Below are 25,468 nucleotides of genomic sequence, written 5' to 3'. Positions count from 1 at the left end.
TAGTGCCGCTGATTTTTATTCAGTGGCTTCCTTTGCCCGGCCCAGATAAAAAGAAAGGCCTAGCTTGATACTTGACAGGTTCAGGTTCGCCGTAAAATTTTTCTGGTCCAGTGACTTGTTATGGTTATAGGCTATCTCCCCGGTGCTTACCTCAATACCTAGCAGCGGAGTTGGAAAGAAGACTAGCCCCGGCGAAAGGAAGACCCGGTAGTTGTCCATATCCTGGGAGTTGGAAGAGTAGCCTACCGCCGGCAAACCATCACTCCCCAGTATAAGATTTCCGTTTGCGTCTCTGTAATAATCTGTCCCGGTGAACACATAGGCAGGGCGGCCAGATAATCCATCAGTGATGATGCCTTGATAGGAATACTCGGTGTCTACCTTGCTTTTGGTTCTGCCAAACACCCCTCCCGCCTGTGCAAAAAGCATGAGCTTAGAGGTGAGGGGGAGATAATACCGTGTAAAAGCGCCAACCTCCCAAGTTGTACTGGTTACTTCAAGACCAGGGTATATATAAGATGTAAACCCGGTTCCTGATACAGTAGAAGCCTCCCTCTCAGTGACGGCCCTTGCATAGCCTCCTATAAGGCCAACGGCCCATCTGTCTGAAAGCAGGTAGCCTACCATTGGGCGTAAGCCAAACATTGAGGTAGTCTCTCTGTTCATCTTGCTAGAAGATTGGTGATCATAGTTAACAGAGCCCCCTACCAACACCGCACTTTTCAGGCCCTGGGCCTGTGCATTTGTAAGAAAGAGGGAAGCGAGACTAAAAAGGAGCAGGTATGCTTTTTTCATTGGGTGGGTTTATATAAGTATTCGATATTGGTTTATAAAAGAGGAAGCAGCTGAGGCAAACCTAGTGTTGATTTCCAGTGGTCAAGTTATAGAAAAACCTCAATTTTTGATAGAGCCTGCAGACTTTAACCTTTATCAAGGCAAAACTTGTATGACCTATTGTGCGCTACCCCTACCTTTGCACCATGACAAAGAAATTTTTGATATACATGGCGGTGGTGATAGCCGTTGCGCTTGGCGTGTACGCGTATGTGGGCGGTTTCTCAGCAGTGGCCGTGACGCAGACCCAGACAAGCCAGCTTTTTATTGCCGGAAAATATTTTGAGGGGCGCACAGATGCCAAGGAGCTGGGGGAGCTGTACCAGCAGGTGGGGCAGATAGTGGAGAAAAAGCAGTTGGCGGGTGATCTGGCAGGTATTTACTACAACAACCCCAGCAAGGAAACCAAAACCATTAAAGCCTTTGTGGGGGTGGCCGTCACTGATACGGCGGTGGCCTTACCCGCCGGGTTTGCGGTGCGCGTAGTACCGGCGGGGGTACCGGTGCTGCAGGGGGAGCTGGAGGCCAGCCTCATGGTAGCTACCAAGAAAATCTACACCGCCCTGTTTGATTACGCTGAGGAGCACCAGCTAACGCTGGAAGAGTTCTACGTAGAGCGGTACCCAAATGGCAAACCAGCCGTGATCCAGGCCCGGCTGAAGAAGTAGCATTCAGCTTGTAAGGGGGTTCTGCTTTGGGGCTGTTTTCTGAAAAACAGCCCCAAAACAGAACTTTAGAAGGTAAGCGCCTGGCTGAGGTAGGTGGTATTTCTGTCACCCTGCACTTTGAGCACCGCCTCCCGTTTCTCCCAGTCAATCTGGACCAGCCCAAAGTTACGTTTGGCCACCATGTTGCCTACGCGGTACTTGTTGGTCTCTATGTCATAGTCGCGGCCCAGGGAGTGGGTGAGGCCGCTGCTGGTCACTTCATAAAAAGCTTTCTCTGCGTTCTTTGTCTCAAACCTGGAGATTTCAGCAAAGTGGCGCTCCCCAGACAGCAGCACTACCCCCCCCTGGGTACGGGAGACCAGTTTGAGCAGGCGCTCACGGCTCTTAGGGTAGTTGGCCCATTTTTCGGCGTCATGTTCTTCTGGTATGATCTGGGTGCCGCTGCCAATGAGGGTGAGTTCGGCGTCTCCGCTTTTCAGTTCCTTCTCCAGCCATTTCCATTGTGCTTCGCCTAAAATATCACCTTTGGGGTTGGGGCGGCAGACATTTTTATCAGTGAACAGGGAGTCGCGGTGATAGCGGGTGTCCAGCAGGATAATCTTCACCCGCTGCCCTTTGGGGCCATACGTGTGGGCGCTGTACACGCCTTCCTGCCCTCTGAGCGGACTGTCTTCGGCCACGCCCATAAAGTCCCAGAACAGCTTTTGGCTCTGGGTTTTGTGCTCAAACTCTTTTCCGCCCTGCGGAATTCCATAATCATGGTGGTCCCAGGTGCCAATAACCGGGACGGCTCCCCTCAAAGCGCTATAGCCCGGGTCTCTCAGCTGCTGCTGGTAACGCTCAGACAGGGTGTTGATATTGGTTTCCTCATTGTCTACGTTGCCACCCAGCCAGACCCAGAGTTGTGGCTTGTTTTCTAAAATATCTGCCCATAGCGGCTGCGGCATGTCTTCGCGGTTGCAGGACCCGAAGGCAATAGTAGTGACTACGGCAGCGGGGGCGGCCTTTTTCTTTTTGGCACCCTCTGTGTCTGTGCCGGCATACAGGAAGGTGAACGGGAAAAGCCAGAGAAGCAGGAGAAGGGCAGAGGGAACAATTCGCATAGCTCAGTAAAAGTTAAGGGATTCCTTTTACGAAAGGTAAACATTTTAAGTTTTAATTGTACTAGCTAAAGCCAAAGCAGATGCAAAAGTATTTAACTAATAAAAATTTTACTTAAACCCAGCCAGCCTTTACGCTATACTTTTTGGATTATACAGGCCAGTTTTGCCTTGTTTTAGCAAAAACAGGCCATAAACGGAAAGCCTTAACAGGGAATAGTTACAAGGCGCCTATTTTCTTGTTCTGCTAGTAGCTGCTTTTTTAGGGAGGGTTGCTTTAGGGAGGGCGTACTCTACTTTCACCAGCTGGTGCAGCTCGTTCCCGCGGCCTCTGATCTCAAAATCTACCACGGCCGGCTGGGTGCCCCAGTGTATGCGCAGCACTCCAAAGTTGAGCTTATCATGCATTTCACCCACCCGGTTTCTGTTGGGTTCATGCACCAGCCCTCCCTTCCAGTAATGGGTGAGGCCGCTGGTGGTGAAATCATATATGGGATAGGGAACACCCGGCCATGAAAGTTTGGAGAGTTCGGCAAAATGCCGGTCTCCAGACAGAAGAATCACGTTGGCTGCTTTGGTCTTGGCAATCAGGTTAAAAAGGCGGTTGCGGGCAGCGGGGAAATTGCCCCAGCGCTCATACCCGTGGTCATTGGGTATCACCTGCAGGCCGCTGCCAATGAGATGAAACTGGGCGTTACTGTTCTTCAGCTCTTTCTCCAGCCAGCGCCACTGCGCAGCGCCCAGCATATCCCCTTTCGGGTTGAGGTGATAGTCAGGCTCTGCGCCCGCTAGGGAGTCGCGGTGGTAGCGCACGTCCAGCAGGATAATTTTCACCTGCCGCCCCTGGGGGCCATAGGTGTGGGAGCTGTAGACGCCTTTTTGCTTGCGGCGGGGGCTGCTGGCTGGCTCACCCATGAAATCCCAGAAAAGTTGGGCACTCTGGGTGCGGTGGGCATATTCTTTCCCGGCGTTGTTGCGCCCATAGTCATGGTCATCCCAGGTGCCAATGACCGGCACGCGCTGCAGGAGTTGGCGGTAGTCGGGTTGCTGGAGCTGCTTCTGGTATTTTGCTTGCAGAACCTGCATGTCATCTGTGTCGCCGTAGATGTTGTCTCCCAGCCAGACCCAGAGCTGCGGCTGGTTTTTCAGGATCTCCTGCCACAGCGGCTGGTCCCTCTCCTGTGAGTTGCAGGAGCCCAGGGCAATCACTGAAAGAGGTGATTGGGCATTGGCAGGCGGCAGCGGTGCCGCACTTCTGTCAGGGTGGGAGAAGGTGCAGGAGAAGGAAATAAACGTGAGGAGAGACCAGTACCAGTTTCTTGGGGCGCGCATGTAGGCTGGTACGGCATTTACCCAGGTATGGGTGCAAAAATGAACCTACAAAAAGTAAACCCGTAGCACGGCTACGGGCCCAGGGAATGTTAGCGCTACGGGAGGCTATTCCTTTGCAGCACGGCCCAGATAGAAGGTAATACCCAGGGTGAGGTTGTTCAGCCCCAGGTTGAAATCCAGGTTATTCTCTGTTTGGGAAAAGCCGAAATCTGTCTGCTCATACTCAAGGCTCTGGTACGTAAACCCTCCCAGCACCAGCTCCAGCCCTATCTTTGTGGTTGGGAAGAAAACAAAGCCAGGGGCTACCCCAAAAGCCGCCCCTGAAACAGAGACTTCGTTGTCTTCACTGCCCTGAGAACCGGTGACATAGGCACCCGTGGCCTGCCCAAAGAAGGCGGCACGTGTTCCTAACAGCTTATAATACCGCAGGAACGGGCCAATGGCCAGCATTTCACTGTTCAACACCGTAGAGCCGTAGCCCGGAATGCTTTGCCTGGTATCTCCATTGCTGTAAGACAAGGCGCCCCCAAGGGCAATGCTGTTGCTGATAAAGAAGCCTATACTGGGGCTGATAGAAAAAGAAGACAGCTCAGTGTCATCTGAGAAGCTGTTTCCGGGCTTAATGGTTTGGGTGGAGTATTTAAGGGAGCCAGAAAGCAGGGCGCCGCTCAAATTCTGGGACCTACCGGTGAAGGCTGCTGCCCACAGCACCAGGGCAAGAACTGTTTTTTTCATTAGATGCAAAATGGAGTGGAAAACACAAGAGGAAAGTGTTGACAGGGCAGAAGACCTGGTTAGTTTGCGGCCTCAGCTGTTTTTTTGTTCAAATAAAAAGAAACGCCCACCTGCGTGCTGGCCAGCCCCAGGTCCAGGTCAAAGGTGCTGCTCTTGGCTTTGTTGCCCTGACTCCCCTGGGAAAGGAACTGATAAGACAGCCCTCCCATGCTTACTTCTATGCCCACCTTAGGGCTTATAAGAAAAGTAAAGCCCGGTGAGAAATTAACCAATGCGCCCCTAAGATCTATTTCTATGTAATTGCTGCCTCCCACCTCTACTTCCTGCTTCCCGTTCATGTACATGGCGGAGCTATGCAGGAATATGGCCGCCTGCTCATCTAGCAGGAAGTATTTTCTAAGCACAGGGCCAACTCCCAGCAGTTTGATGTTCCCTACCATATCCCCCACTGCAGGATCGTCAGCCGGGTTCAGGTTGTCTGAGTAGCTGTAGCTTGCCGTTAGCCCTATGGCCAGGTTATTTCTCTGGAAGAACGCTATGCTGGGGTTAATGGTAAAGGAGTTCGCCTCCAATACGTTGGTATTGTTCTGCTTGAGCTTCTTTGATGCAAAGTTGAGGGAGCCTGTTACCAGCGTGCCGCTAAAATCCTGGCTTTTGGCAGTAAAGCTTGCTGCTATAATTGCCAATACTAAAAGTAGTCTCTTCATGAAGAGTAGTTCCTCTGGTGTATAAGCTGAATGAAATTTTTTATAGATAGTCAAAGGTAGTAAGAATGAGAGGTAAATTCCTGTAAGGGCAACTCTGTTTTTTTACCTGTTCAGATACGCTTTCAGCCACTAATAGCACGGCTGGCTTAAACCGCCAGCTCTACCCTGTTTTGGAGCTGTTTTCAGAAAAGTAGCCTGAAAACGGAAAAATGCCCTGCCCGGCAGTTGCTATGCAAATGCTGGTCTGCAAGCTGCATCTACTGAAAAGAAATCCCCGCCTGGCCTGGGCGGGGATTTTCGTTGCGTTTGGCTTGCGCCGGTTATATAGAAAGCCCCGGTATGGGGTACAGGTTCAGCGCTATCTGGTGTTCATGATACGGAACGCCTCTGCCCTTGAAATTTCCCTTTCGGCTAAAAGGTGGTCATTGGCACCCACAATCAGGAGCAGGAAATTCTTCTTGAGGTCATGGTAATAGATCAGCATAGTCAGATCTTCATACCCCCGCATGAAGATTCTTCGTGCTTTGGTCCTTAGATTATATAATTCCAATTTTATACGTTTCAACTTTTCCATCATGACGTTACGGACATCATCTTTCCTGTGTGGTTTCTAAGGGTTTATACTCAGAAACCTTTAATTGGGTTTTAGTAAGAAAATAGGAATATAATTGTATAATTAAGCTGTATCCTATATTAGTTTTTCTTAAAAAGCCTTGTTACTGTGCTGCAAAGGGCAAAAGAGGCAGCTTTGGCTCAGAAATTCAATTTGTCTATTCTTAAGAAGCAAACCTTGGTTAAAAGCGGAGGGCCTAAACTTTAGAAGGGTATTCTTATCTAAATTCTCTGTTTATCGTATAAGAGTGTGGTTTTGAGACAAAATATGCTAATTGAATAACCATGGAAAAGGTGTACTTATTAGGGAAGAGAGCAGTGTTGGCCATTGCTGTACTATTGGTGATGGGGCAAACCGTATCTGCGCAACGTCTGCAGCTAAACGAACTTCTTGCCTTGCAATCACAACCGGTTGAGAAAATAAGAACCACCCTGGAGAGCCGGGGCTGGATTTATGACGGCCAGTGTGGCGGCAGCGAAGAGGTGCAGCGGCATTGCTTTAAGATTGGCGACGGGAAAAGCACCAGTCTGGCAGCAGTGCTGTACGTAGAAGGAAACGCTCCCAGTGACCAGGTGATTGAATACTCCGTCTTCAGGCAGAACCTGATCTCTCAGGTACAGAACAACATCAGGAATGCGGCCGCAAAGCTCTTGCGGCAGGAACCGGTTTCAAAAGATGTGAAACTGCGCATCTACCAGAAAGACAAACATATTCTAGTGCTGAGAGGAGGGCTGGACAAGCAGTACTACAGTGTGAAAGTTCAGCAGAGACCCGCCTATGAGCGGATGCAGGCTGCCCGCTAAAAGCAGCGCTCCGTACCCAGGACAGGGTAAAGTCTTTTATAAACCTATCAGAAAAGGCCGGTGCCGCAGGGAAAACCTCCCTGCGGCACCGGCCTTTTCTGATTCATCCTTTAATTCTCTGAGAAGGTATAACCGCAAAAGTTATAGATCTCAGCCAGCGGTGCTACTGGTGGCTTTGTTTGTTGCAACACCAGCGGCGGGTTGTCACTGGAGACAAACATCCATCGGTTTCTGTTGCTGTAACGCAATTCTTCCGGTAATTTTAGCTTGCGTTGTTTCATAAAGTACCTTCCTCCGTTTTAGTTAGACTGAAACTCCATAGCGCTACCCCTACGTAGGCACCAACATTTTCTAAAATACTTGTGATTTAGTGATGAACTTGAGCTTTCCTTCTTCCTGCACTCATTCCGCAAATAAACAAATGTATAGGTAAGCAGGCATTAAATTCAGATCTGCCGGTAATTAACGGCGGCAGAGAAGGGTTTTCGCCAGATAAAGGCCATCTAGCAGTGCTGCGCCTGACTCACCAGACAGTGAAGGGCGGGTAGAGAGAACAGAGAATCGCAAAGCCTCTCCCTCTTACTTGTTTTCAGGCGTTTTAGTTGCCTGCTCAAGTCCAACGTACATGACCAGCCCCGCGTGGGAACAGCTGAACGTTTCTTTTCACCCTGGAAAAAAGCCAGACCACTGCTGACCGGTAAAAGTGCGTTTTTGGCCTGTTTTTGGAAAAACAACCTTAAACCAGGGGTTGCTTGCGAGCCGGACCAGGCAAGCTCACTGCACGCCACCCCTATCATTGCAGAATTGATTTGGGGCTGCGTATCACCTGTTCCAACTGCTGTTTGGTGGCCCAACTCGGCCGCCCCTAGCTCCCTTACCGGCGCCCCACCCAGAACCATCAGCTTAGATATGTTTGGTAAGGTCCCTGATTCTGCTGCGCAGTTGGTCTAAGTGGGTCTGCTGCTGCTGCTGCTTTTCAATCTCCTCCAGTTCATGCAGCAGGTTTTGCATTTCTGAGAGATAAGCGGCCCGGTCTTTTTTCAAGGTCCCCTCAGGTGTTGCCTGCTGGCCTTCTGTCTTAAAGACATTGCCTTCGCCGTATATCACCCAGCGGGAGTTAAGGTCTGGCAGTTGCTTTAACAGGGCAAGAAGGTCATCCATGCAATAGTCCTCCCCCTGCACCATGCAGCCTACCAGGGCGGGCTGGGTTTGGGTGAGTACACTCAGTTGGTATACGTCCAGCTCTTTAATTCTCATATAAAAATTAAGGCGGGCACTTATTTGCTGTAGGTTAACGGCCATAAAACAATAGTAATGGGTGCAAACAGAGTAGAGAAGTGACGGCATGGTATTTTTTCTGAGAAACCACCGGGGTCTGCTTGTCTACATTTCCCTCTCATACGCAAGACGCTTATTCTATGTTGATATAGACAACTCTGCGCCGCCGGGCGATAGCAGCAGAGCGCGGGCCTACCGCCCTGCCCCGGGCGTTCTGCTGCCGGGGCCAAGGGGGCGGTTTTGTGCCTCCGGTTGTCTTTTGGAAAGACGTTGCCGAAACCTTCGGGAGGGTTCTTCGGTTTAAGAGGCAGCCTGAAGGGGCAGCAATTCACCTTTGCTGCGTAAAAGCCTGAAGGAAGATTGAATTTTGTTTTGCTATATTTGTGAGTAATGTATTGGCTGTCAAAGGTGACTCTGAATGCACCTGTTGTAAACTTTTTTTGATATGAAGACCCAGTTTGAGCCGTTGGATTTGGTTATGTTGGTAGATGATGATGATACTACTAACTTCGTAAACAAGCGCTTGCTAATGAAGTTAGGAGTAGCGAAGGAGATTATTATCAAAAAGCATGGGGCAGAGGCACTGGAGTATCTGCAGGAGGCCAACCGGGAAGGGAGCGCCTATGTAAGCCCTAACCTGATTTTCCTGGATATCAAAATGCCGGTAATGGACGGGTTCAGCTTTTTAGATGAATACCACAAACTTAATCTAGGGCAAAAAAGAGGATTGATTATTTTAATGCTCACCTCTTCTGCCAGCTTCTATGATCTGGAGCGGTTAAAAACCTATGAACATGTGAAAAAGCATTTCTCAAAGGCTTTGACAGAGGCAGACGTGAAAGACATCATGAGCCAGTATTATCAACAACACTAGAGACGCAACAGGCACTTTCTATAAAAGCAGAAGAGGCGCTATGCATAGCGCCTCTTCTGCTTTTATAGAAAGTCTACTCAGGAAAGGTCTCTTCTGAAAGCGGCCAGGTAAAGTGCATGGCCGTGCCTCTGCCGGTAGACTCTATCCAGACCCGCTCCCCTTTCTCCTGCAGAATCTTACGAACCAGCGCCAGACCTATACCGGTACTGTCTGGGTGGTTCACGTCACTGGTGGTTTCAAACAACTCAAAAACCTTTTCATGGTCTTCTGGGGCAATACCGGGGCCGTCATCTGCTACTACAAACTCCCAGCAGGCGGGGTGGCGCTTGGCAGATATCCATACATTGCCACTGCCACCCGGCAGGTCATGGTACTTTAGGGCATTGCTCAGCAGGTTGCTGAAGATCTGCTGCAAAAAAATCTCCTCTGCCTCTATCTCTGGCAAGTCTTCTGCCACAAAAATCTGCAGCCCCTCAGGAATTGCCAGCGTAGTTAACACATTATACACCAACTCACTGGTTGAAACCATTTTCTTCTGGATCTGCTGCCGGCCGGTCAGGGAATAAGCCAGAACATCTCTGATCAGGTGGTCCATGCGCTTGACCTGCAGCTGAATCATGGGCATGACCGCCTGGGCCTCCTCTACACTGTTCTCCTCCAGAAAATCTGTGACGGCCTCGGCAAGCCCCCGTATGTTGTGGAGCGGTGCCTTCAGGTCATGCGTAACGGTTTGGGCAAACTCATCCAGGGTTTTGTTGACTTTCTCCAGCTCCTGGTTATGGTTTTCACGCTCCTGCAGCAGCGCGTTTATTTCCTGGTTAGAAGACTGCAACTCCTGGTTCAGGTGCTGGATCTCCTGGAGTTGGTATTCAGCCTCAATGGTGCGCACCCGTAGCTGCTCCATGAGTTCAATCAGCTGCATGTTCTGCCGCTTGATCTCTGCATAGGGAGAGACATCTGACTCATGGGTGAAATAATCTGCCCACCCTTGAATGATGGCTTTGTTGATAGGCGGGTGATTGGCGGGTATTCTCTTCTGGAGCCGGATACGGGTGCCCTTCTCAAAGTCGCTTTCCAGCTGAAAGTGGTCTACCAGCTTACGGGAGTTGTAAATGCCCTGGCCCTTGCCACTGGCAGGAATATATTTCCGGTCCAGGATCTCCTGCACGTGCGGGATGCCGCGGCCGCGGTCTGTGATGTAGGCTTCTAACAGCAGCACATGGCGCACCTCTACCATACTGAACTTGATAGCCCCTTCGCCCACATGCTCCAGCACATTGCGGCAAATTTCAGAGACAGCGGTGGCAAACTTGGTTTGGGCAGCGGTAGGGAGACCGGTAAATTCAGAGAGCTGCATGGTGCGCTTATAGGCCAGCACCACGTCTAACTCATTCTGCAACTTAATGGTGGTAATGGGTAAATCCATTCTTTCTATTCAGTTGCCCGCACCACTACCACTAAGGTGTCATCTAAGGTGCGGGTGTTGTCTTTGTAGAGTACTGCCGCTATCAACGTTGCGTCATGCCTTGTCAGTTCCGGATATTTAGATAAATCCCACCTACTTTTCAACCCGTCTGAGTGCAAGATGATCATTTGCCCCCGCTCCCAGGTTTGCTGCTGGTCATTGATGGTGTTGGGCACATTCATACCCAAAGTACCGTTGTAAGATAAGAGGTTCTTGGCTTGGCTGGCTCCAATTAAGCGCCCTGAAATATTCCCAATGCCACAAAATGCAAGCGACCTGGTCTCCGCGTTCCAGTGGGCTATAGCCCCCACGGCGCCTCTGGTCTTTTTGATGGCGGCGTGCACGCCGCGCAACATGTCAGACGGCGCAACTTTGGGCTGCTGCTGGAATGACTGAACAGCACTCTGGGCAGCGGCATGGGCGTTTTCACCATGGCCTAGGCCGTCTAGAACAATAAGATAGGCCCCCTTGTAAGACAACCTGAGGCTCCAGCCGTCACCGCTCACCTTCTCCCCGGGCTTGGGCACCATGATGCTGCCTATCTCAAACCCCTGTTCATTCCTGGCCGCAACCTTAGGGGCCTTTCCTTTTTTGTAAATACGGGAAAGAATGACCGTGCCGGTGCTGCGCTGGGAATAGATGTCAAAGAAATCAGATTGCCGTTTGATAGCCCCCAGGCCTTGCCCCATGCTCCCGAAGGTGGAGACGCCGTCTTCCATCATGCGCTGTGGGTCGCTCATGCCGGGGCCGTTGTCCAGGCAAAGAAGTTCTATCCCGCAAACACTTCCGTTTTCCTGGCAGATAGGCTTCACCAGCAATTCCCCGCCGGGGCTGCCCACGTGTTTGAGAAGGTTGGTTGACATTTCTGTCACTACCAGGCTTACACGGCCCACCTCGGCCTCTGTAAAGCCAACGGCTTCGGCTATTTTACCAATGTCCCGCCTCACAATGTTCAGAAAGCTCCTGTCAGCGAGGGGGAACTGCTGGTGTGCATCAAAGTTAAAGTCCATTTTTCCACCGGATTATGGTGACGGTAGTGCCTTTTCCGGGTTCGCTTTTGATATCGAACTCGTTCACGAGCCGTTTGGCTCCCGGCAACCCCAGTCCCAGGCTTTTTCCAGTAGAATAACCATCTTTCATGGCTAAGGTTACATCTTTTATGCCGGGGCCTTCATCTATAAAGACAAGGCGCACCCCGGGTATGCTGCTTTTGCTGATGATTTCAAGGTGGGTGATACCGCCGCCGCCGTAGCGCAACATGTTTCTAACCAACTCACTGGCGGCCGTAATGAGCTTGGTCTGGTTGACCAGGCTCATGCCAATTTTTGTGGCCAGTTCCTTGATTCGGTTCCGGAACAATACCACATCCTGCTCTTTCTGTATGGGAAGCTTCTCTTTAGATAAAACTATCATAGAGGCCTTCCTCATCAGTGTCTAATTGGCCAATCTTTCCACGCAAAAGCTCCATGCCCTGCTCCACGTCAAGAGCGGTGTGCACCCCTGAAAGGGTGAGCCCCAGCTCTACCAGCGTAATGGCTACCGCCGGCTGCATGCCTACCACCACGGTGGCGGCATCCATGATCTTTGACATGGAGGCAATGTTGCCTAAAATACGCCCCATGAATGAATCTACAATGCTCACCGCTGAAATGTCAATCAACACGCCTTTGGCTTCAGTTTTACTCACCATGTTGATGAGGTCGTTCTCCAGCGTGAGGGCCAGCCGGTCGTACAGATCCACTTGGATAGTAACCAGCAGGAAGGGGCCCATTTTTAAAATAGGGATTCTTTCCATGTAGGTGCTGGGTTAAAACCCTAAGTTCTGTTTAGAAATTGCCTGGTTGTTCTGGCTGCCTTTGCTTACTATGATGTTCAGCATGGAGAAAGACATCTTTAAGGCGCTGGCCAGCGTGGCTTTGGTGTAAATGTTGGTCAGGTCAATACCCAGGTGCACAATGGTTTGGGCAATCTCAGCCCTGATCCCGCTAATGATGCACTCTGCCCCCATTAAACGGGCGGCACTCACGGTTTTGATCAGATGTTGGGCCACTAATGAGTCAACAGTGGGCACGCCAGAAATATCAAGAATGGCAATACGGCTGCCGGTGGCTACAATTTCCTCCAGCAGGGCCTCCATCACCACCTGGGTGCGGGCGCTGTCAAGGGTGCCTATGATGGGCAGGGCCAGAATGCCTTCCCACACCCTGATCACCGGAGTAGAGATCTCGCTCATCTCATTGGTCTGGCGCAGAATCACCTCTTCGCGGCCTTTGATATAGGTCTCTAAGGTCAGAAGGCTCAGGCTGTCCATGATCTTGTTCATGGAGATGATCTCTTTGTAGAGAATGGCGGGCTCCTCTCTGAACCGCTCCTCCAGCACCTGGCTCAGTACCTCTTTCAGGCTCAGGATGTAAGAGCTGGTCTCACGGGGCGAGAAGCCCTGGCGGGCACGGGTGATAGAAATTTCGTTTAGGATATCATGAATAGGCTCATAGCCGGCAGACTCAGTGTCTTCTGCCTGGCTAGTGCCAAACGCTTTCAACAGAGAAGTTAAAAACTCTTCTGATTGCTGCTGTAACTCTGACACACTTATGAGGTCATCCCGAAGGGCGGCATCCTGCAACTGATTGCTCATCCAACTCTCCAGAATTTGCTTTTTCTTTCCTTTCAAGGCAGCGGCGCTTTCTTTGTTCATATATGACGGGTAGGTGATTGAATCTGGTTCTGTGTTTTTGGCCTCTTTTCTGAAAAACAGCTCCAAAACGTGGAGACCCAAGAGGCATGGGTAAAAGTAAGAAATAAAGTTGCTAAACGATAAATCCTGCCTACAGTTTTATAAGGAACCGTATTAAAACCCATAAAAAATATAAATCCCGCAGGTTCTGCCTGCGGGAATAAACCAGGAAAGCAGCGTTCAGCCCTGTTTTCACGGTTGCCGCTGTAGCCCCATAAGAATAGAACCGGCACAGGGGGCCGGGCTGTTTTACGTGGCGTTTTCGGGCTGTTTTTCCAAAAACAGCCCGAAAACGCCACTCCCCCTAACCGCTACTCAGTTTTTAACGCCGTGACCGGGTTAGAGAAGGCCGCCCGTAAGGCTTGCACACTCACGGTAGTCAAGGCAATGAGCAGCGTTACGGCCCCGGCCGCCAAGAACACCCAATAGCCAATGGCAATGCGGTAGTTGAAGTCCTGCAGCCATTGCTCCATGAAGTAGTAGGAGATAGGCGCCGCCATAACAAAGGCAATAAGCACCAGTACGGTAAAGTCTTTGGAGAACAAGCCCACAATACTCAAGGAAGAGGCGCCCAGTACTTTGCGAACCCCCACTTCTTTGGTGCGCTGCGTCACCATGAAAGACACCAGCCCATACAGGCCCAGGCAGCCAATGAGAATGGCAATGACTGAGAAAATCTTGAACAGATCAGCTTGTCGCTGCTCACTGGCGTAAAACTCGGCAATGGTGTCATCCAGGAACTCATAGTAGAACACATCATCTGGGTAGGCGCTGGACCAAACCTTCTGCAGGTGGGCAATAGCGGCTTTGGCGTCTTTCATTTCAATCTTGGCATTGAGGTTATAGTAGAAGTAGGCCCACGTTGACATCACCACCGGGTCAATGGTTTCCCGCAAGGAGCCTACGTGGTAGTCTTTCACCACGCCCACAATGCGGCCTTCGTTCTGCCCGCCGTTCACCACCATTTTTTTGCCCAGCGCGGCCTCAGGGCTTTTTTCGCCCACCTGCTTCAGGAACGTCTCATTGACCACAAATTCCTGAATGGTGTCACTTTTCTGGTACATGCGCCCCGCTATGAGCGGAATGTTGAACGTTTTGAGGTAGTTCTCATCTGCAAACCTGAAGTTCACGTTGAAGTTGCGTTCAATGGAGTAGTCATCATAGTTGAACGACATGTTCATGGTCACGTTCGCCGAAGGCGGAGACATTGCAAACGTGGTAGCGCTTACCCCCGCGTGCGCCTCCAGCTGCTGCCGGAGCGGCATGAGTTTGTGCGCGCTGGCAGAGGGAATTGGGACGGTGACAATCGCTTCCTTGTCAAAGCCCAGGGAAGCCGTTCTGAAGAACTCCATCTGGTCATGCACCACAATGGTGCAGATGATGAGCACTTGGCAAATGGTGAACTGCAGCACCACCAGTGCCCTGCGCAACGAGAGGCCAGCGGTACGGGCGGTAGCCACTTTGCTCTTCAAGGCTGAGATAGGCTTGAAGCCTGAGAGGATCAACGCTGGGTAAAGGCCCGCAAAGAAGGTGACCAACAGCAGAACCGCTGCCAAGAAAAGAGCTACTTCTTTATTCTCTAGAACTGAAAAGGTGATGCTCAGGTCCAGCAGCTGGTTCAGGTAGGGCAGGAGCAACTCTGTCAACACCACAGAAACCAAAAGGGCCGCCAACGTGATCAAGCCCGTCTCACTCAGGAACTGCACCACCAGCTGGCTCCGGCTGGCACCCAGCACTTTGCGCATGCCCACTTCTTTGGCCCTGCGCATAGCCTGCGCGGTGGCCATGTTGACAAAGTTGATGCAGGCTATGATCACCAGAAACGCACCTATCACCGCCAATGCCCACAGCGTCTGAACGCCTACCGTACGGTCATTGTAGTTGGAGTACCCCTCATTGAAGTGCAGGTTTGCCAAAGGCTGCAGCGTGAACCGCTCTTTCTCGCCCGGGCGGCGCTGGCGGTAGCGGTCTGCGATCTCATTGATGCGGTCTTCGGCCTGTTTGGCAGATGCTCCCGGGGCAGTGGCAAAATAGATCTGCTCGCTGCTGCTGGTGCTGTTCCAGTTGTCTGAACGGAACAGGGAATTGATGGTGTTAGAGGCCTCATACGCCACCAGCATGATGTACGGTATGTCTGTATTGGCGGGTGCGTCTGGGATGATGCCTTTCACCTGCAAATTCACCGTGTTGTTCATGCGTAGCACTTTGCCAACGGCATTGCCATCAGAGAAATATTTTTTGGCAATGGACTCAGTCAATAAAATGGAGTTTGGATCTCGCAGGGCCTGCTTTACATTGACCCCGCCCGTCTCAAAATCAAACAGGTCAAAAAAGGCAGAATCTATGAACATGACAGAGCCTTCTTCCCTGAATTTCTGTAAGGTCTGGGTGGTGTCACTGGAAAGAAGGGCAAAGGTACCGCCTTCCTCTTCGTGCATGTGTGTGATGGGGTTTAACTCAGGCAGGGCAGATTTCAATGCCGCATACATAGGCAAGGGGGTACCTGCAGACTGGTGGTGGCCGTTCTGGTCATCTGAGTCAATATTGATGCGGTAGGTACGGTCTGCCTTGCGGTGGAACGTGTCAAAACTCAGCTCAAAACTGATCACCAGAAAGAGCAGCAGGCTACAGGTAATGCCCAGGGCCAAGCCTATCACATTGAGCGTAGTATACCCTATGTTGCGGCGCAACGTGCGCACCGCCACCAGAAAGCAGTTTTTTAACATGGCCGTAAGGGTTACAGAATAGCGAGTTCTTTCACGTTCTCTGAGATGATCTGCCCGTCAAACAGGTTCACAATGCGGTGGGCAAAGTCAGCGTCTGTGGGGGAGTGGGTCACCATGACAATGGTAGTGCCCCGTTCATTCAGCCCGCTCAGCAACTGCATCACCTCCTGGCCGTGGGCCGAGTCCAGGTTACCGGTAGGCTCATCTGCCAGGAGCAACTTTGGCTGGGCGATCACCGCCCGGGCAATGGCCACCCGCTGCTGCTGGCCACCGCTTAGTTGCTGCGGGAAGTGGTTGCGGCGGTGCGCTATCTGCATCTGCTCCAGCACCTGCTCCACGCGCTGCTTCCGCTCTGCGGCCCCTACTTTGAGGTAGATCAAGGGCAGCTCCACGTTTTCATACACCGTTAATTCATCAATCAGGTTGAAGCTCTGGAACACGAAGCCCAGGTGCTCCTTGCGCAGGTTGGCCCGCTGGCGCTCGCTGTATTTGGAGATCTCCTGATCCAGAAAGTAGAACTCGCCGCCGCTGGGGTTGTCCAGCAGGCCAATGATGTTGAGCAGCGTAGATTTGCCGCAGCCTGAAGGGCCCATTATGGCCAAAAATTCGCCCTGTTTCACGTGCAGGTTCACATTCACCAGCGCGGTAGTTTCCACTTCATCTGTGGTATATTTCTTCTGGAGGTTAACGGTCTTTACCATATCTTTTGAATTGTTGATTGCTTGTTCGTATCGTGTAGCAAGTAGCACGACTTTTTTAAAAACTCAAGACCCTGAACTCAGGACTCAGAACTGGAGCTGAAGTAGTCTGTTTTGGAGCTGTTTTAGCCAAAACGGCTCCAAAACAGACTACTTCAGCTCTAACCGCTCTTTGTCATTGAAAGTGTCATAAGAGGAGGTGATGACCTGCTCGCCCGGTTTAAGGCCGCTGAGAACCTCGTAGTATTCCGGGTTCTGCCGCCCCAGGCGGATTTCCCTTTTGGTGGCGAAGGAACCGGACGGGTCCAGCACGTACGCCCACGCGCCACCGGTGCTCTGGTAGAAACCGCCTCTGGGCAGTAACACCGCCGGGGCCGGATCTGAAAGCTGGAGCCTGATCTGCAACGTCTGGCCTCTTCTGATTCCCTTGGGCACTTTGCCAATGAACTTCATGTCTACCGGAAATTTGCCGTTCAACACTTCAGAGTACACCAGTGAAATTTCCAGCGGAAAGGTCTGCCCGTTGTAAGCGAACTCGCCGCGCTGGCCGGCAAATACGCGGCTCACGTAGTGCTGGTCCAGTTCGGCCTTCACTTTGAAGCCGCTCAGGTCATCTATCTGGCCAATCACCTGCCCCGCCTGCACGGGTGTTCCCAACTCCACCTGAATGGAAGAGAGCTGGCCCGAGATAGGGGCTTTAATATAGAGGTTCTTGAGGTTGTCTTCCATCATCTGCAGGTTGCGGCTGGTGCGGGAGATAGTGGCTTCCAGCTGGGCAATCTGGGTGCGGGCGTTGGCCTCCTCAAACTTCTGCGATTCCTGCTCAATCTGGCGTTCGGCCTTGAGGCGGTCATACTCACGGCGGGCAGTGTAAAACTCCTGCTGCGAGATGGCTTTTGACTCATACAGCGGTTTGCTGCGCTCATAGGTGTCTTTGGCGGCGTCTAGCTGAGCATCTAGGGTGGCCAGCCGGCGGCGGAGGTTGAATTTGTTCTGCTGCAGGCTCAGCTTGGAGTTCTGCAGGTTGTTGATCAGGTCGTTCATGAGCGTTTCCTGGTTCATGAAGTCCAGCACCAGGCGGTTGTTGGTGAGTTTCAGGATCAGTTCACCCTGCTGCACGGGCTTGCCGCCCTCCAGGTATTTCTGGTCAACGGTACCGCCTTCCACCGCCGGAATCATAATGGTTTTGATGGGGTGCACTGTGCCGTCTACAGGTATGAACTCCTGAAAAGAACCCTGGCTCACAGTAGACATGGTGATCTTCTGGGCCTCTACGTTCAGCTTTGAGCTGTTATCGCCGAAGGCGAAGACATAGGTTAACAGACCCAGCACGGCCACCACCCCAACATAAGCGGCAATTTTGGTAGGCGTCCAGCGTTTCTTCTCAATAATGCGGTCCATAATCAACGGTGTTTGGCAATACTGCTTCTTCTTATGCCAATAGCCATGCCAGTTTTGTAAACTATTGAATTTCAGTATTTAATAAAAGGTTAATGTGTAAAAGTGTCCGTTGGCGCACACTTTCTTGTCCATGCCCGAACAGGTGTGCGCCCCTTTGTGTTTTTGACCTGTTTTGAGAAAAGTAGGCCGAAAACGGGAACTGGCGCAGACCTCACAGGTTTTGAAAACCTGCGAGGTCTTTTGAGCAGGCGGTGATGCGGTGGCAGATGAATGGATAAGCAATGATTCTTGTCGCTGCCCGGCAGCGAGGGTAGTCAGAGACTACCCGTCATCACCAGGCACGAGTCTGCAGACTCGCGCCAGCAACTACAGCAGTAGCAGCAGCTGATGCAGCCACTATCAGTCTGCCACAGCCAATCCACCACCCATGCCCCCGGCTGATGTGCGCAGCACGGGCTCTTCTCAGGCTAGCGGAACAGCAACGGTTACCTGCAGAGGCATACGTAACCAAACAAGCAGTAACAGGAAAGGAACCCAGACCAGTCTTGGCGGTGAGCGCCTCTTTTAATACGCTGCCGAAGGCAAAACCGAAGGTTTAGTTTTAACAGCAGTGCGAACCGGCAAGACGAGGCCCCGCGGCCGTGAGCGCTTATCGGAAAAGATGAAACAGGAACAGAAATGAAGCAACGTCAACAGCGGCAAAGCCAAGGGAACAACGGACTACGCATTCCAGCAACAAGTACCATATAAATTAATCAACTAACAGTAACAGCCACATCCTCATCAACTGTTCACCACCGGACACTTTTATGTCCAGCCCCGGACACTTTCTAACGGGCCATTTAGTAATTTAGCCTCTAGCGCCGCTTTTACCGCATCACCCAAGCGCTGGCACAATTTCAGCAGAGCATTCCCAATAAACCCACACCCCTGTGCAACAGACCCTAGGCAAGATTCTGATCATTGATGACAATGAAGACGTGCTGTTTTCAGCCAAAATGCTGCTGAAGAAATACGCACAGCAGGTGCTCATTGAGAAAGACCCGCGCAAGATTCCGTTCCTGCTAAACCATGATACCTATGACCTCATTCTGCTGGACATGAACTTCAGCCAGGACACCACCAGCGGCAATGAGGGGTTCTATTGGCTGAAGGAGATTCTGGCGCGGGACCCCAGTGCGGTGGTGATCATGATCACGGCCTTCGGGGATGTGGAGATGGCCGTGCGGGCGCTCAAGGAAGGAGCCACTGATTTTGTGCTCAAGCCGTGGCAGAACGAGAAATTCATTGCCACGCTCTCCGCAGCGGCCAAGCTGAAAATGTCTTACAAAGAGATTTCCACACTGAAGAAAACCAATTCGGCGCTGGCTTCCCAGCTGAACCAGAACGTGAATCTGGTCACGGGGCAGAGCCCAGCCATGCAGCAGTTGTTGCACCTCATGAACCGTGTAGCCCGCACAGACGCAGATGTGCTGCTGCTGGGGGAGAACGGAACGGGGAAAGAAGTCATTGCGCGAACGCTGCACCAGCAGTCGGGGCGGGCAGACAAGGTGTTTGTGAGCGTAGACATGGGCTCGCTCACAGAGACGCTGTTTGAAAGCGAACTCTTCGGGCACAAGAAAGGCGCCTTCACAGATGCCAAGGAAGACCGGGTGGGCCGTTTTGAGATGGCCAATGGCGGAACCTTGTTTTTAGATGAGATTGGCAATTTGTCTATGGCCATGCAGGCAAAGTTGCTGACGGTGTTGCAACGCCGTGAGGTGATCAGGGTAGGGACGGGGCAGCCCATTCCTATTAATGTTCGGTTGATCTGTGCCACCAACATGCCGCTGCAGCAGATGGTACAGCAGGGCAAGTTCAGGCAGGATTTGCTGTATAGGATCAATACCATAGAACTGCACCTTCCGCCGCTCAGGGAGCGTCTGGAGGACCTGCCGCTGCTCACTGACCATTTCCTGAAACGCTACGCCCAGAAGTATAAGCAGGCGGCAAAAACTTTAAGTGCATCAGCGCTGGAACGACTGCGGCGGTATGACTGGCCCGGCAACATCAGGGAACTGGAGCACGTGCTGGAGCGGGCCACTATTATCTCTGAGAACCAGGTGCTGCAGCCCCAGGACTTTTTCTTTCTTCAGATGGCGCAACCCCTTTCGGCAGAGCCGATGCTACAGTCTCATAACCTGGACGATGTGGAAAAAGCCACCGTGATGAAGGCCATGGGCAAACATGACGGCAACATCTCCAAAGCGGCCAAGGAATTGGGGCTTTCCCGTGCCTCGCTCTACAGAAGACTGGAGAAATATGGTCTTTAAGAATTTCAGGCTACAGGTGGTGCTGCGGGTGGTACTGCTGGTGGCGAGTATTTTCCTGTTCTTCAGCATTGGTTTCAAAGCCACGTACGTGGGCACGCAGGTGGCGCTGGGGCTCTTGATCGCCGCGCAAACCATTTGGCTCATCTTCTTCGTGGAGCGCACCACCCAGCGGCTGATCAAGTTCCTGAACACCATCAAGTATGATGATTTCTCTGAGTCGTTCTCCCCGCGCGGCGAAGGCCAGTTGTTTGACGAGCTCTATGAGCGCTACAACGAGGTCATGCGCAAGTTCAGGGATATTCGCTCAGAGAAGGAGGCCACCACCCAGTATTTCCAGACGGTGGTGCAGCACATTGGCATTGGCATTCTCACCTACCGCAAGAACGGCGAGGTGCAACTGATCAACAACGCGGCCAAGCGCCTCATGCAAATCCCCCAGCTTTTACACGTGGAACATCTTCTGCCACAGGCGCCCCAGCTGGTGGAGCAACTGCTGCATTTGCCCGCGGGGCAGAGCGCGGTGCTCAAACTGAAGCATGCCAGGGAACAGGTGCCCGTCTCCGTGTTTGTGGTGGACCTGAAACTGCGCGGCGAAGACTTCCGGCTGGCCTCCATCCAGAACATTCAGCGGGAGCTGGAGGAGAAGGAGATGGAGGCGTGGCAGAACCTGATCAGGGTGCTCACGCACGAAATCATGAACAGCGTCACACCCATCTCGTCTTTAGCGGGTAGCGTGGCCCTGGATATTCAAGACGTGCTGGAAGCCCAGCCCAGCCAAACCATTGTGCTGCAGCGCGAAGAAACCGAAGACATGGGCCTGGCCCTGCAGACCATTGAGAAACGCAGCCAGGGGCTGGTGCGCTTTGTGAACGACTTCAGAAGTCTGGCGCGGGTGCCCACGCCTAAAAAGCAGCTGTTTTCTTTGCAGGAGATGTTCAGGCAACTGCAGCTGCTCTTTCAGGAGGAGATGGCGCATGAGCAGATCACGTATGTGCTGGTTTGTACACCTGCCAGCCTACAGGTAGCCGCAGACCGTGAACTGGTGGAGCAGGTGCTCATCAACCTCATCAGAAACGCCATTCACGCCCTGGCAGACCAGCCCCAGAAAAAACTGGAGGTAGAAGCGTTCATGGACAGTGACAGCCGCGTGGTGATTCAGGTCACTGACAACGGCAGCGGTATTTCTGAGGAAGCGCAGGAGCAGATTTTTTTGCCGTTTTATACCACCAAACGGACGGGTTCTGGCATTGGCCTCAGCCTTTCAAAGCAGATCATGCGCCTGCACAAAGGTTCTTTGACGGTGAGTTCAGAGCTGGGCACAGGTACCACCTTCACCTTGCGTTTTTGACCTGTTTTGGCCAAAACAGGTCAAAAACAGCAGAACCAGTGCTGGATTTACCTGGGCAGATGTGTATCTTTCCTGAGTAAAGCTCTTTTATGCACCTACCATTCTCTCAATTGCTGCGGCAGCGCTGGTTCTTTTTGCTGGTGGCCTTGGGATTGTCCCTCCAGGTTGCAAGTGCGCAGAATTACGGAAGCGTCTCTGGCACCATCCTTGACGGGCAGACCAAACAGCCGCTTGGCTTTGCCACCATTTTCATTGCCCAAACCACCTACGGCACCACTGCCGCGGAGAACGGCACCTTTACACTGACGGCAATTCCGGCCGGGACGCATGAGCTGGTGGTGTCATTTCTGGGCTATGAGACCCTCTCCCACTCCTTTGTGCTGCAGCCGGGGCAACAGCAGCAGTTCCGGTTTGAACTGGCGCCCAAGGCCAATCAACTACAGGAGGTGGTAGTAGGGCCAGACCCGCACTGGAAAAGCAACTTCGCCACGTTTGTGCAAAATTTTATTGGCAAAACCGCCAATGCCGCCCAGACAGAAGTGGTGAACGCAGATGTGCTGCACTTTACCTTTGACCCTGACACCAGGGTGTTTACCGCAGAGGCCTCGGCCCCGCTTGTCATTGAGAACAAAGCCTTGGGCTACCGGGTGCATTTTCTACTGGAGGTGTTTGAATTAGACTACAGGACCAGCCGGGTTTTTCATGCAGGTTTTCCGCGGTTTGAAGCCATGAAACCCAAGAACAAAGGGCAGCAGGCCCGTTGGGAGAAGGCCCGGCTCAAAGCTTACCAGGGCTCTATGATGCACTTTGGGCGGGCCCTGTACAATAAGAATTTAGAAGCCGAAGGCTTTCAGGTGCGAAAACTGAAGCGCGTGCCAAACCCCAGCCGTCCGCCGGAAGAGGAGATTCAGGCAGGTTTGCGCCGGGCAAGGGCTAGGTTAAAAGGCACCGTAGTGATTAGCGCCAACCCTCAGGGGGCAGAAGACAGCCTGAGCTACTGGGCGCGCATGAACCGCCTGGACAAACAGGTGGCGTATCTGTACAAAGACCCCGTGCCGTATGACCAGCTGGTGCGCCTTGAGGCAGCCAGCGGCCAAACCGTGCTGCAGTTCACAGATTTCCTGAATGTGGTCTATGCCAAAGAGAAGGAGGAGCTGGGGTACGTGAACCAGAACCTGTTTGGGAAAAAAAGGGCACCCGGTCCGCAGACTTCGCTGATCACCCTCACAGAGCCCTCTACTTTCCTGGAGCCAAACGGAATGATCATAAACCCTTATTCACATGTGGTGGAGGGGTATTGGGCGTATGAGAAGCTGGCAGAGATGCTGCCTTTAGATTATCAACCTGCCGTTCAATAAAACCTATCGTTTCCAGAAGCTATCTCATAGCTATCAGGCTTGCCACCCGTCTTCTGTTTTTGGCCTGTTTTCCAAAAAACAGGCCAAAAACAGAGGGAACCCCTACCCGCACAGAACTTTACACCTTAATAAGGCGTGCAGGAGACAGTTTCTACAGACTGCGCCTGCTCAGCCGTAACCACAGAGATAAATACTCTTTACTGTAAAAGTTATGTTAACAACAGCTTAGATTTCAAATAATTGTTTTAGTTTTAATACAAAAAAACAAGAAGGGCACCCGCCAGAGAAATGCGTTTTAGGGCTGTTTTCTGAAAAACAGCCCCAAAACGCAAGTAAGATAACAATAAGACAGGGCTGGCCGGTACGGCAAAAGCCAATTACTGGCTAAAAGCTGACACAGAGCCGCCTCCTACAGGAGAAGGCCTGGGCAGCCCGCTCAGACATATATATTTCGGCGCAGCCGAGGCATTGAATTCTTTTACTTATACCCTATATTCTAGTACCCTATGCGAATTTCTACCCCCTCTGTTACCTCTCTTTTGCTATTGGCCGGGCTGCTGTTTTCCCGGGTGACGGCGCAGGCGCAGGAGTTGCCCGTGAAGTACGGCAAAGTCACTGAAGACGAAGTGAAGATGAAGGTCTATGCCAAAGACACCAGCGCCGCGGCGGTCTACCTGGTAGACTACGGTGAATCTTACTTTTCTGTCACCAACGGGCTAAAACTGGTCTTTGAAAGAACCATGCGCATCAAAATCCTGAAGAAGGCCGGGTATGACTGGGCCAACGTAGAGGTGCCGTACTACTATGCCAACTCCTCTTCAAAAGAATATGTGTCTGGGATCAAGGCCACCACCTACAACTGGGAGAACGGGAAAATGGTGGCGGTAAAGATGGACAGCAAAGCCATCTTTGAAGAAAAGAAATCTGCCAACTGGAACCTGAAAAAGTTTGCCCTGCCCGCGGTGAAAGAAGGGTCTGTGTTAGATATCACTTACACCGTTACCTCAGACTTCTTCTTCAACCTGCAGGATTGGACCTTTCAGCATTCCATTCCCACGGCACACAGTGAGTACAGGGTCTCTATTCCTGAATACTTTGACTATAAGAAATATACGCAGGGGTATGAGCCCATGCGGGTGAATGAAACCACCAGGGGGAACATGAATGGCGGCGGCGCCACCAATAACCACCGCTGGGTGATGAACGACCTGCCCGCCATCACCTCAGAGGCGTTCATTACCACCATTGATGATTACGTCTCTAAGATTGAATTTGAGTTAGAGTGGATTCGCATACCGGGAGAGATACACAAGCGGGTTTCCGGTTCCTGGGATAGTTTCACCAAAGAGCTGATGGCCGAAGAGAACTTTGGGGGCCAGCTGAACCGCACAGGTTTCTTCAAATCTGAAGTAGCCGCCTTCGCCGCCATAAAAGACACCCTGGAGCGGGCAACCAGTATTTACAATTTTGTGAAAGACAACGTGAAGTGGAATGAGAGCGGTGGCGTGGTGACCTCTGGCAACCTGCGTAAGATCTTTGAGAAAAAAACAGGCAGTGCCGCAGATATCAACCTGCTGTTGGTGGCGCTGCTGAGAGATGCCGGCATAGAGGCGTATCCGGTAGTGATGAGCACCCGTGACCATGGCCGCATTCCGTTACACTCTCCGTTGATGACAAAGTTCAACTACGTCATTGGGTGCGTGAAAATTGGCGGGAAAGATGTATTGGTAGACGCCACTGACCCTATGCAGCCCCTGGGCCTGCTCCCAAAGCGTTGCCTGAACGGGCAGGGCTGGCTGGTAACCAAAGAGGGGGGGGCCTGGGTGCCTTTGCAGACCGCAGAGAGAACCGTTGAATACATCAGTGCAGACCTGCAGGTATTACCCACAGGGGCCCTGAGGGGAAAAGTAAAGGAGTCTTCTGGTGGTCACGCGGGGGTAAGCCTACGCCATGCGGTGCATGAAACAGGGGAGTCTAAGTATCTGGAGAAGTTAGCGCAGAGCCAAAGCAAATTTGAGCGCAAACAGCCGGTCCTGCAAAACCTGAAAGAACTGAACCGCCCGGTTGACCTGGAGTATGAGCTGCTGAGTGACGGAGACGCCCAGCCCAAAGATATTATCTACCTCAACCCAATGGTGCTGAAGGGCACCGCAGAGAACCCCTTCAAACTGGCGGAGCGCAAGTATCCGGTAGACTTCGGGTTTGCCAAAGAAGACCTGTACGTCTGCTCTTTCACCATCCCTGAAGGCTATGCGGTAGAGGAGCTGCCCAAAGCCATCATAATGTCATTGCCTGAAAACAAAGGCAAATTCACTTATATGCTGCAGGCGCAGGGCAACAAGATACAGGTGATGAGCAAAGTCACCATTGCCAGCCCTATCTTCTATGCAGAAGAATACGAGTTCCTGAAAAGTTTTTATGCCCAGGTACTGGCCAAGCAGGCAGAACAGATTGTGTTAAGAAAGAAAAGCTAAGGCCGTTT

Annotated in this window: 23 protein-coding genes; 7 read left to right on the top strand and 16 right to left on the bottom strand. The window is 51.9% G+C overall.

Annotated elements, in window-relative coordinates; genetic code table 11:
* Positions 1-15: 15 nt before the first annotated feature.
* Positions 16-429, bottom strand: a complete 414-nt coding sequence (locus FHS90_RS15240; RefSeq protein ID WP_153042562.1) for a hypothetical protein — start codon at positions 427-429, stop codon at positions 16-18.
* 551 nt (positions 430-980) lie between these two features.
* On the opposite strand from FHS90_RS15240, the gene FHS90_RS15235 reads away from it, so the two are divergent.
* Positions 981-1,502, top strand: a complete 522-nt coding sequence (locus tag FHS90_RS15235) for an effector binding domain-containing protein (RefSeq protein WP_182513682.1) — start codon at positions 981-983, stop codon at positions 1,500-1,502.
* A gap of 65 nt (positions 1,503-1,567) precedes the next feature.
* On the opposite strand, the gene FHS90_RS15230 is transcribed toward FHS90_RS15235, so the two are convergent.
* The 5 genes from FHS90_RS15230 to FHS90_RS15210 form a co-directional block, all read right to left on the bottom strand.
* Positions 1,568-2,605: an alkaline phosphatase D family protein gene (locus FHS90_RS15230; RefSeq protein WP_182513681.1), complete on the bottom strand. Its 1,038-nt coding sequence runs from the start codon at positions 2,603-2,605 to the stop codon at positions 1,568-1,570.
* A gap of 228 nt (positions 2,606-2,833) precedes the next feature.
* Positions 2,834-3,934 carry an alkaline phosphatase D family protein gene (locus FHS90_RS15225; RefSeq protein WP_182513680.1) on the bottom strand — a complete coding sequence of 367 codons (1,101 nt, stop codon included), beginning with the start codon at positions 3,932-3,934 and terminating at the stop codon, positions 2,834-2,836.
* A 105-nt stretch (positions 3,935-4,039) separates the two neighbouring features.
* Positions 4,040-4,669, bottom strand: coding sequence for a hypothetical protein (locus tag FHS90_RS15220; protein WP_182513679.1), 630 nt, complete (start codon positions 4,667-4,669; stop codon positions 4,040-4,042).
* A 59-nt stretch (positions 4,670-4,728) separates the two neighbouring features.
* Positions 4,729-5,376, bottom strand: a complete 648-nt coding sequence (locus tag FHS90_RS15215) for a hypothetical protein (protein ID WP_153042560.1) — start codon at positions 5,374-5,376, stop codon at positions 4,729-4,731.
* Between the two features lie 358 nt (positions 5,377-5,734).
* Positions 5,735-5,926 (bottom strand): hypothetical protein, encoded by a 192-nt coding sequence (locus FHS90_RS15210; protein WP_241498915.1) that lies wholly within the window; start codon positions 5,924-5,926, stop codon positions 5,735-5,737.
* Positions 5,927-6,273: 347 nt separating this feature from the next.
* Between FHS90_RS15210 and FHS90_RS15205 the strand changes: the two genes are divergently transcribed.
* Positions 6,274-6,792: a hypothetical protein gene (locus tag FHS90_RS15205; protein WP_066830565.1), complete on the top strand. Its 519-nt coding sequence runs from the start codon at positions 6,274-6,276 to the stop codon at positions 6,790-6,792.
* A 110-nt stretch (positions 6,793-6,902) separates the two neighbouring features.
* Here FHS90_RS15205 and FHS90_RS15200 read toward each other — a convergent pair whose 3' ends face one another.
* Both FHS90_RS15200 and FHS90_RS15195 read right to left on the bottom strand, forming a co-directional pair.
* The gene (locus tag FHS90_RS15200) at positions 6,903-7,073 is read right to left on the bottom strand and encodes a hypothetical protein (protein WP_161947685.1); all 171 of its coding nucleotides are present in this window, start codon (positions 7,071-7,073) and stop codon (positions 6,903-6,905) included.
* Between the two features lie 622 nt (positions 7,074-7,695).
* Positions 7,696-8,049 (bottom strand): hypothetical protein, encoded by a 354-nt coding sequence (locus FHS90_RS15195; RefSeq protein ID WP_066830563.1) that lies wholly within the window; start codon positions 8,047-8,049, stop codon positions 7,696-7,698.
* Between the two features lie 466 nt (positions 8,050-8,515).
* Between FHS90_RS15195 and FHS90_RS15190 the strand changes: the two genes are divergently transcribed.
* The gene (locus FHS90_RS15190) at positions 8,516-8,944 is read left to right on the top strand and encodes a response regulator (RefSeq protein ID WP_066830561.1); all 429 of its coding nucleotides are present in this window, start codon (positions 8,516-8,518) and stop codon (positions 8,942-8,944) included.
* Positions 8,945-9,017: 73 nt separating this feature from the next.
* Here FHS90_RS15190 and FHS90_RS15185 read toward each other — a convergent pair whose 3' ends face one another.
* The 8 genes from FHS90_RS15185 to FHS90_RS15150 form a co-directional block, all read right to left on the bottom strand.
* A complete protein-coding gene (locus FHS90_RS15185) occupies positions 9,018-10,370 on the bottom strand; it encodes a sensor histidine kinase (protein ID WP_182513678.1) in 1,353 nt (450 codons plus the stop codon).
* A gap of 5 nt (positions 10,371-10,375) precedes the next feature.
* Positions 10,376-11,419 (bottom strand): SpoIIE family protein phosphatase, encoded by a 1,044-nt coding sequence (locus FHS90_RS15180; protein WP_066830556.1) that lies wholly within the window; start codon positions 11,417-11,419, stop codon positions 10,376-10,378.
* Positions 11,409-11,822: an anti-sigma regulatory factor gene (locus FHS90_RS15175; protein ID WP_066830553.1), complete on the bottom strand. Its 414-nt coding sequence runs from the start codon at positions 11,820-11,822 to the stop codon at positions 11,409-11,411. Before FHS90_RS15175 ends, FHS90_RS15180 begins: the two co-directional genes overlap by 11 nt.
* Positions 11,806-12,204: an STAS domain-containing protein gene (locus FHS90_RS15170; protein ID WP_066830550.1), complete on the bottom strand. Its 399-nt coding sequence runs from the start codon at positions 12,202-12,204 to the stop codon at positions 11,806-11,808. The genes FHS90_RS15175 and FHS90_RS15170 overlap by 17 nt, the downstream gene beginning before the upstream one ends.
* A gap of 12 nt (positions 12,205-12,216) precedes the next feature.
* Positions 12,217-13,104, bottom strand: coding sequence for an STAS domain-containing protein (locus tag FHS90_RS15165; RefSeq protein WP_066830757.1), 888 nt, complete (start codon positions 13,102-13,104; stop codon positions 12,217-12,219).
* A 350-nt stretch (positions 13,105-13,454) separates the two neighbouring features.
* Positions 13,455-15,869: an ABC transporter permease gene (locus FHS90_RS15160; protein ID WP_182513677.1), complete on the bottom strand. Its 2,415-nt coding sequence runs from the start codon at positions 15,867-15,869 to the stop codon at positions 13,455-13,457.
* Positions 15,870-15,880: 11 nt separating this feature from the next.
* Complete coding sequence (locus FHS90_RS15155; protein WP_182513676.1) at positions 15,881-16,570, bottom strand: ABC transporter ATP-binding protein; 690 nt, start codon at positions 16,568-16,570, stop codon at positions 15,881-15,883.
* A 147-nt stretch (positions 16,571-16,717) separates the two neighbouring features.
* The gene (locus FHS90_RS15150; RefSeq protein WP_182513675.1) at positions 16,718-17,968 is read right to left on the bottom strand and encodes an efflux RND transporter periplasmic adaptor subunit; all 1,251 of its coding nucleotides are present in this window, start codon (positions 17,966-17,968) and stop codon (positions 16,718-16,720) included.
* Positions 17,969-18,900: 932 nt separating this feature from the next.
* On the opposite strand from FHS90_RS15150, the gene FHS90_RS15145 reads away from it, so the two are divergent.
* From FHS90_RS15145 to FHS90_RS15130, 4 genes are all read left to right on the top strand, one after another.
* On the top strand, positions 18,901-20,280 hold the full coding sequence (locus tag FHS90_RS15145; RefSeq protein WP_182513674.1) for a sigma 54-interacting transcriptional regulator: 1,380 nt from the start codon (positions 18,901-18,903) through the stop codon (positions 20,278-20,280).
* A complete protein-coding gene (locus tag FHS90_RS15140) occupies positions 20,270-21,628 on the top strand; it encodes a sensor histidine kinase (protein ID WP_182513673.1) in 1,359 nt (452 codons plus the stop codon). Before FHS90_RS15145 ends, FHS90_RS15140 begins: the two co-directional genes overlap by 11 nt.
* Before the next feature lie 89 nt (positions 21,629-21,717).
* On the top strand, positions 21,718-22,986 hold the full coding sequence (locus tag FHS90_RS15135) for a carboxypeptidase-like regulatory domain-containing protein (RefSeq protein ID WP_182513672.1): 1,269 nt from the start codon (positions 21,718-21,720) through the stop codon (positions 22,984-22,986).
* Between the two features lie 506 nt (positions 22,987-23,492).
* Positions 23,493-25,460: a DUF3858 domain-containing protein gene (locus FHS90_RS15130; protein WP_182513671.1), complete on the top strand. Its 1,968-nt coding sequence runs from the start codon at positions 23,493-23,495 to the stop codon at positions 25,458-25,460.
* Positions 25,461-25,468: the final 8 nt, after the last annotated feature.

Origin of the sequence: Rufibacter ruber, from assembly GCF_014138425.1 — a bacterium.
GTDB classification, from domain to species: Bacteria; Bacteroidota; Bacteroidia; order Cytophagales; family Hymenobacteraceae; genus Nibribacter; species Nibribacter ruber_C.
Note: the sequence above shows the minus strand (reverse complement) of the source record. Positions and strands in the feature narration are given on the sequence as shown.

What these genes read in the sequence shown, in the direction of transcription:
- FHS90_RS15240 (WP_153042562.1), bottom strand. Translation starts at nt 429, where the DNA reads ATGCTTTTTGCACAGGCGGGAGGGGTGTTTGGCAGAACCAAAAGCAAG.
- FHS90_RS15220 (WP_182513679.1), bottom strand. Translation starts at nt 4,669, where the DNA reads ATGAAAAAAACAGTTCTTGCCCTGGTGCTGTGGGCAGCAGCCTTCACC.
- FHS90_RS15235 (WP_182513682.1), top strand. Translation starts at nt 981, where the DNA reads ATGACAAAGAAATTTTTGATATACATGGCGGTGGTGATAGCCGTTGCG.
- FHS90_RS15155 (WP_182513676.1), bottom strand. Translation starts at nt 16,570, where the DNA reads ATGGTAAAGACCGTTAACCTCCAGAAGAAATATACCACAGATGAAGTG.
- FHS90_RS15215 (WP_153042560.1), bottom strand. Translation starts at nt 5,376, where the DNA reads ATGAAGAGACTACTTTTAGTATTGGCAATTATAGCAGCAAGCTTTACT.
- FHS90_RS15185 (WP_182513678.1), bottom strand. Translation starts at nt 10,370, where the DNA reads ATGGATTTACCCATTACCACCATTAAGTTGCAGAATGAGTTAGACGTG.
- FHS90_RS15170 (WP_066830550.1), bottom strand. Translation starts at nt 12,204, where the DNA reads ATGGAAAGAATCCCTATTTTAAAAATGGGCCCCTTCCTGCTGGTTACT.
- FHS90_RS15205 (WP_066830565.1), top strand. Translation starts at nt 6,274, where the DNA reads ATGGAAAAGGTGTACTTATTAGGGAAGAGAGCAGTGTTGGCCATTGCT.
- FHS90_RS15225 (WP_182513680.1), bottom strand. Translation starts at nt 3,934, where the DNA reads ATGCGCGCCCCAAGAAACTGGTACTGGTCTCTCCTCACGTTTATTTCC.
- FHS90_RS15130 (WP_182513671.1), top strand. Translation starts at nt 23,493, where the DNA reads ATGCGAATTTCTACCCCCTCTGTTACCTCTCTTTTGCTATTGGCCGGG.
- FHS90_RS15165 (WP_066830757.1), bottom strand. Translation starts at nt 13,104, where the DNA reads ATGAACAAAGAAAGCGCCGCTGCCTTGAAAGGAAAGAAAAAGCAAATT.
- FHS90_RS15135 (WP_182513672.1), top strand. Translation starts at nt 21,718, where the DNA reads ATGCACCTACCATTCTCTCAATTGCTGCGGCAGCGCTGGTTCTTTTTG.
- FHS90_RS15190 (WP_066830561.1), top strand. Translation starts at nt 8,516, where the DNA reads ATGAAGACCCAGTTTGAGCCGTTGGATTTGGTTATGTTGGTAGATGAT.
- FHS90_RS15140 (WP_182513673.1), top strand. Translation starts at nt 20,270, where the DNA reads ATGGTCTTTAAGAATTTCAGGCTACAGGTGGTGCTGCGGGTGGTACTG.
- FHS90_RS15200 (WP_161947685.1), bottom strand. Translation starts at nt 7,073, where the DNA reads ATGAAACAACGCAAGCTAAAATTACCGGAAGAATTGCGTTACAGCAAC.
- FHS90_RS15175 (WP_066830553.1), bottom strand. Translation starts at nt 11,822, where the DNA reads ATGATAGTTTTATCTAAAGAGAAGCTTCCCATACAGAAAGAGCAGGAT.
- FHS90_RS15230 (WP_182513681.1), bottom strand. Translation starts at nt 2,605, where the DNA reads ATGCGAATTGTTCCCTCTGCCCTTCTCCTGCTTCTCTGGCTTTTCCCG.
- FHS90_RS15195 (WP_066830563.1), bottom strand. Translation starts at nt 8,049, where the DNA reads ATGAGAATTAAAGAGCTGGACGTATACCAACTGAGTGTACTCACCCAA.
- FHS90_RS15150 (WP_182513675.1), bottom strand. Translation starts at nt 17,968, where the DNA reads ATGGACCGCATTATTGAGAAGAAACGCTGGACGCCTACCAAAATTGCC.
- FHS90_RS15180 (WP_066830556.1), bottom strand. Translation starts at nt 11,419, where the DNA reads ATGGACTTTAACTTTGATGCACACCAGCAGTTCCCCCTCGCTGACAGG.
- FHS90_RS15160 (WP_182513677.1), bottom strand. Translation starts at nt 15,869, where the DNA reads ATGTTAAAAAACTGCTTTCTGGTGGCGGTGCGCACGTTGCGCCGCAAC.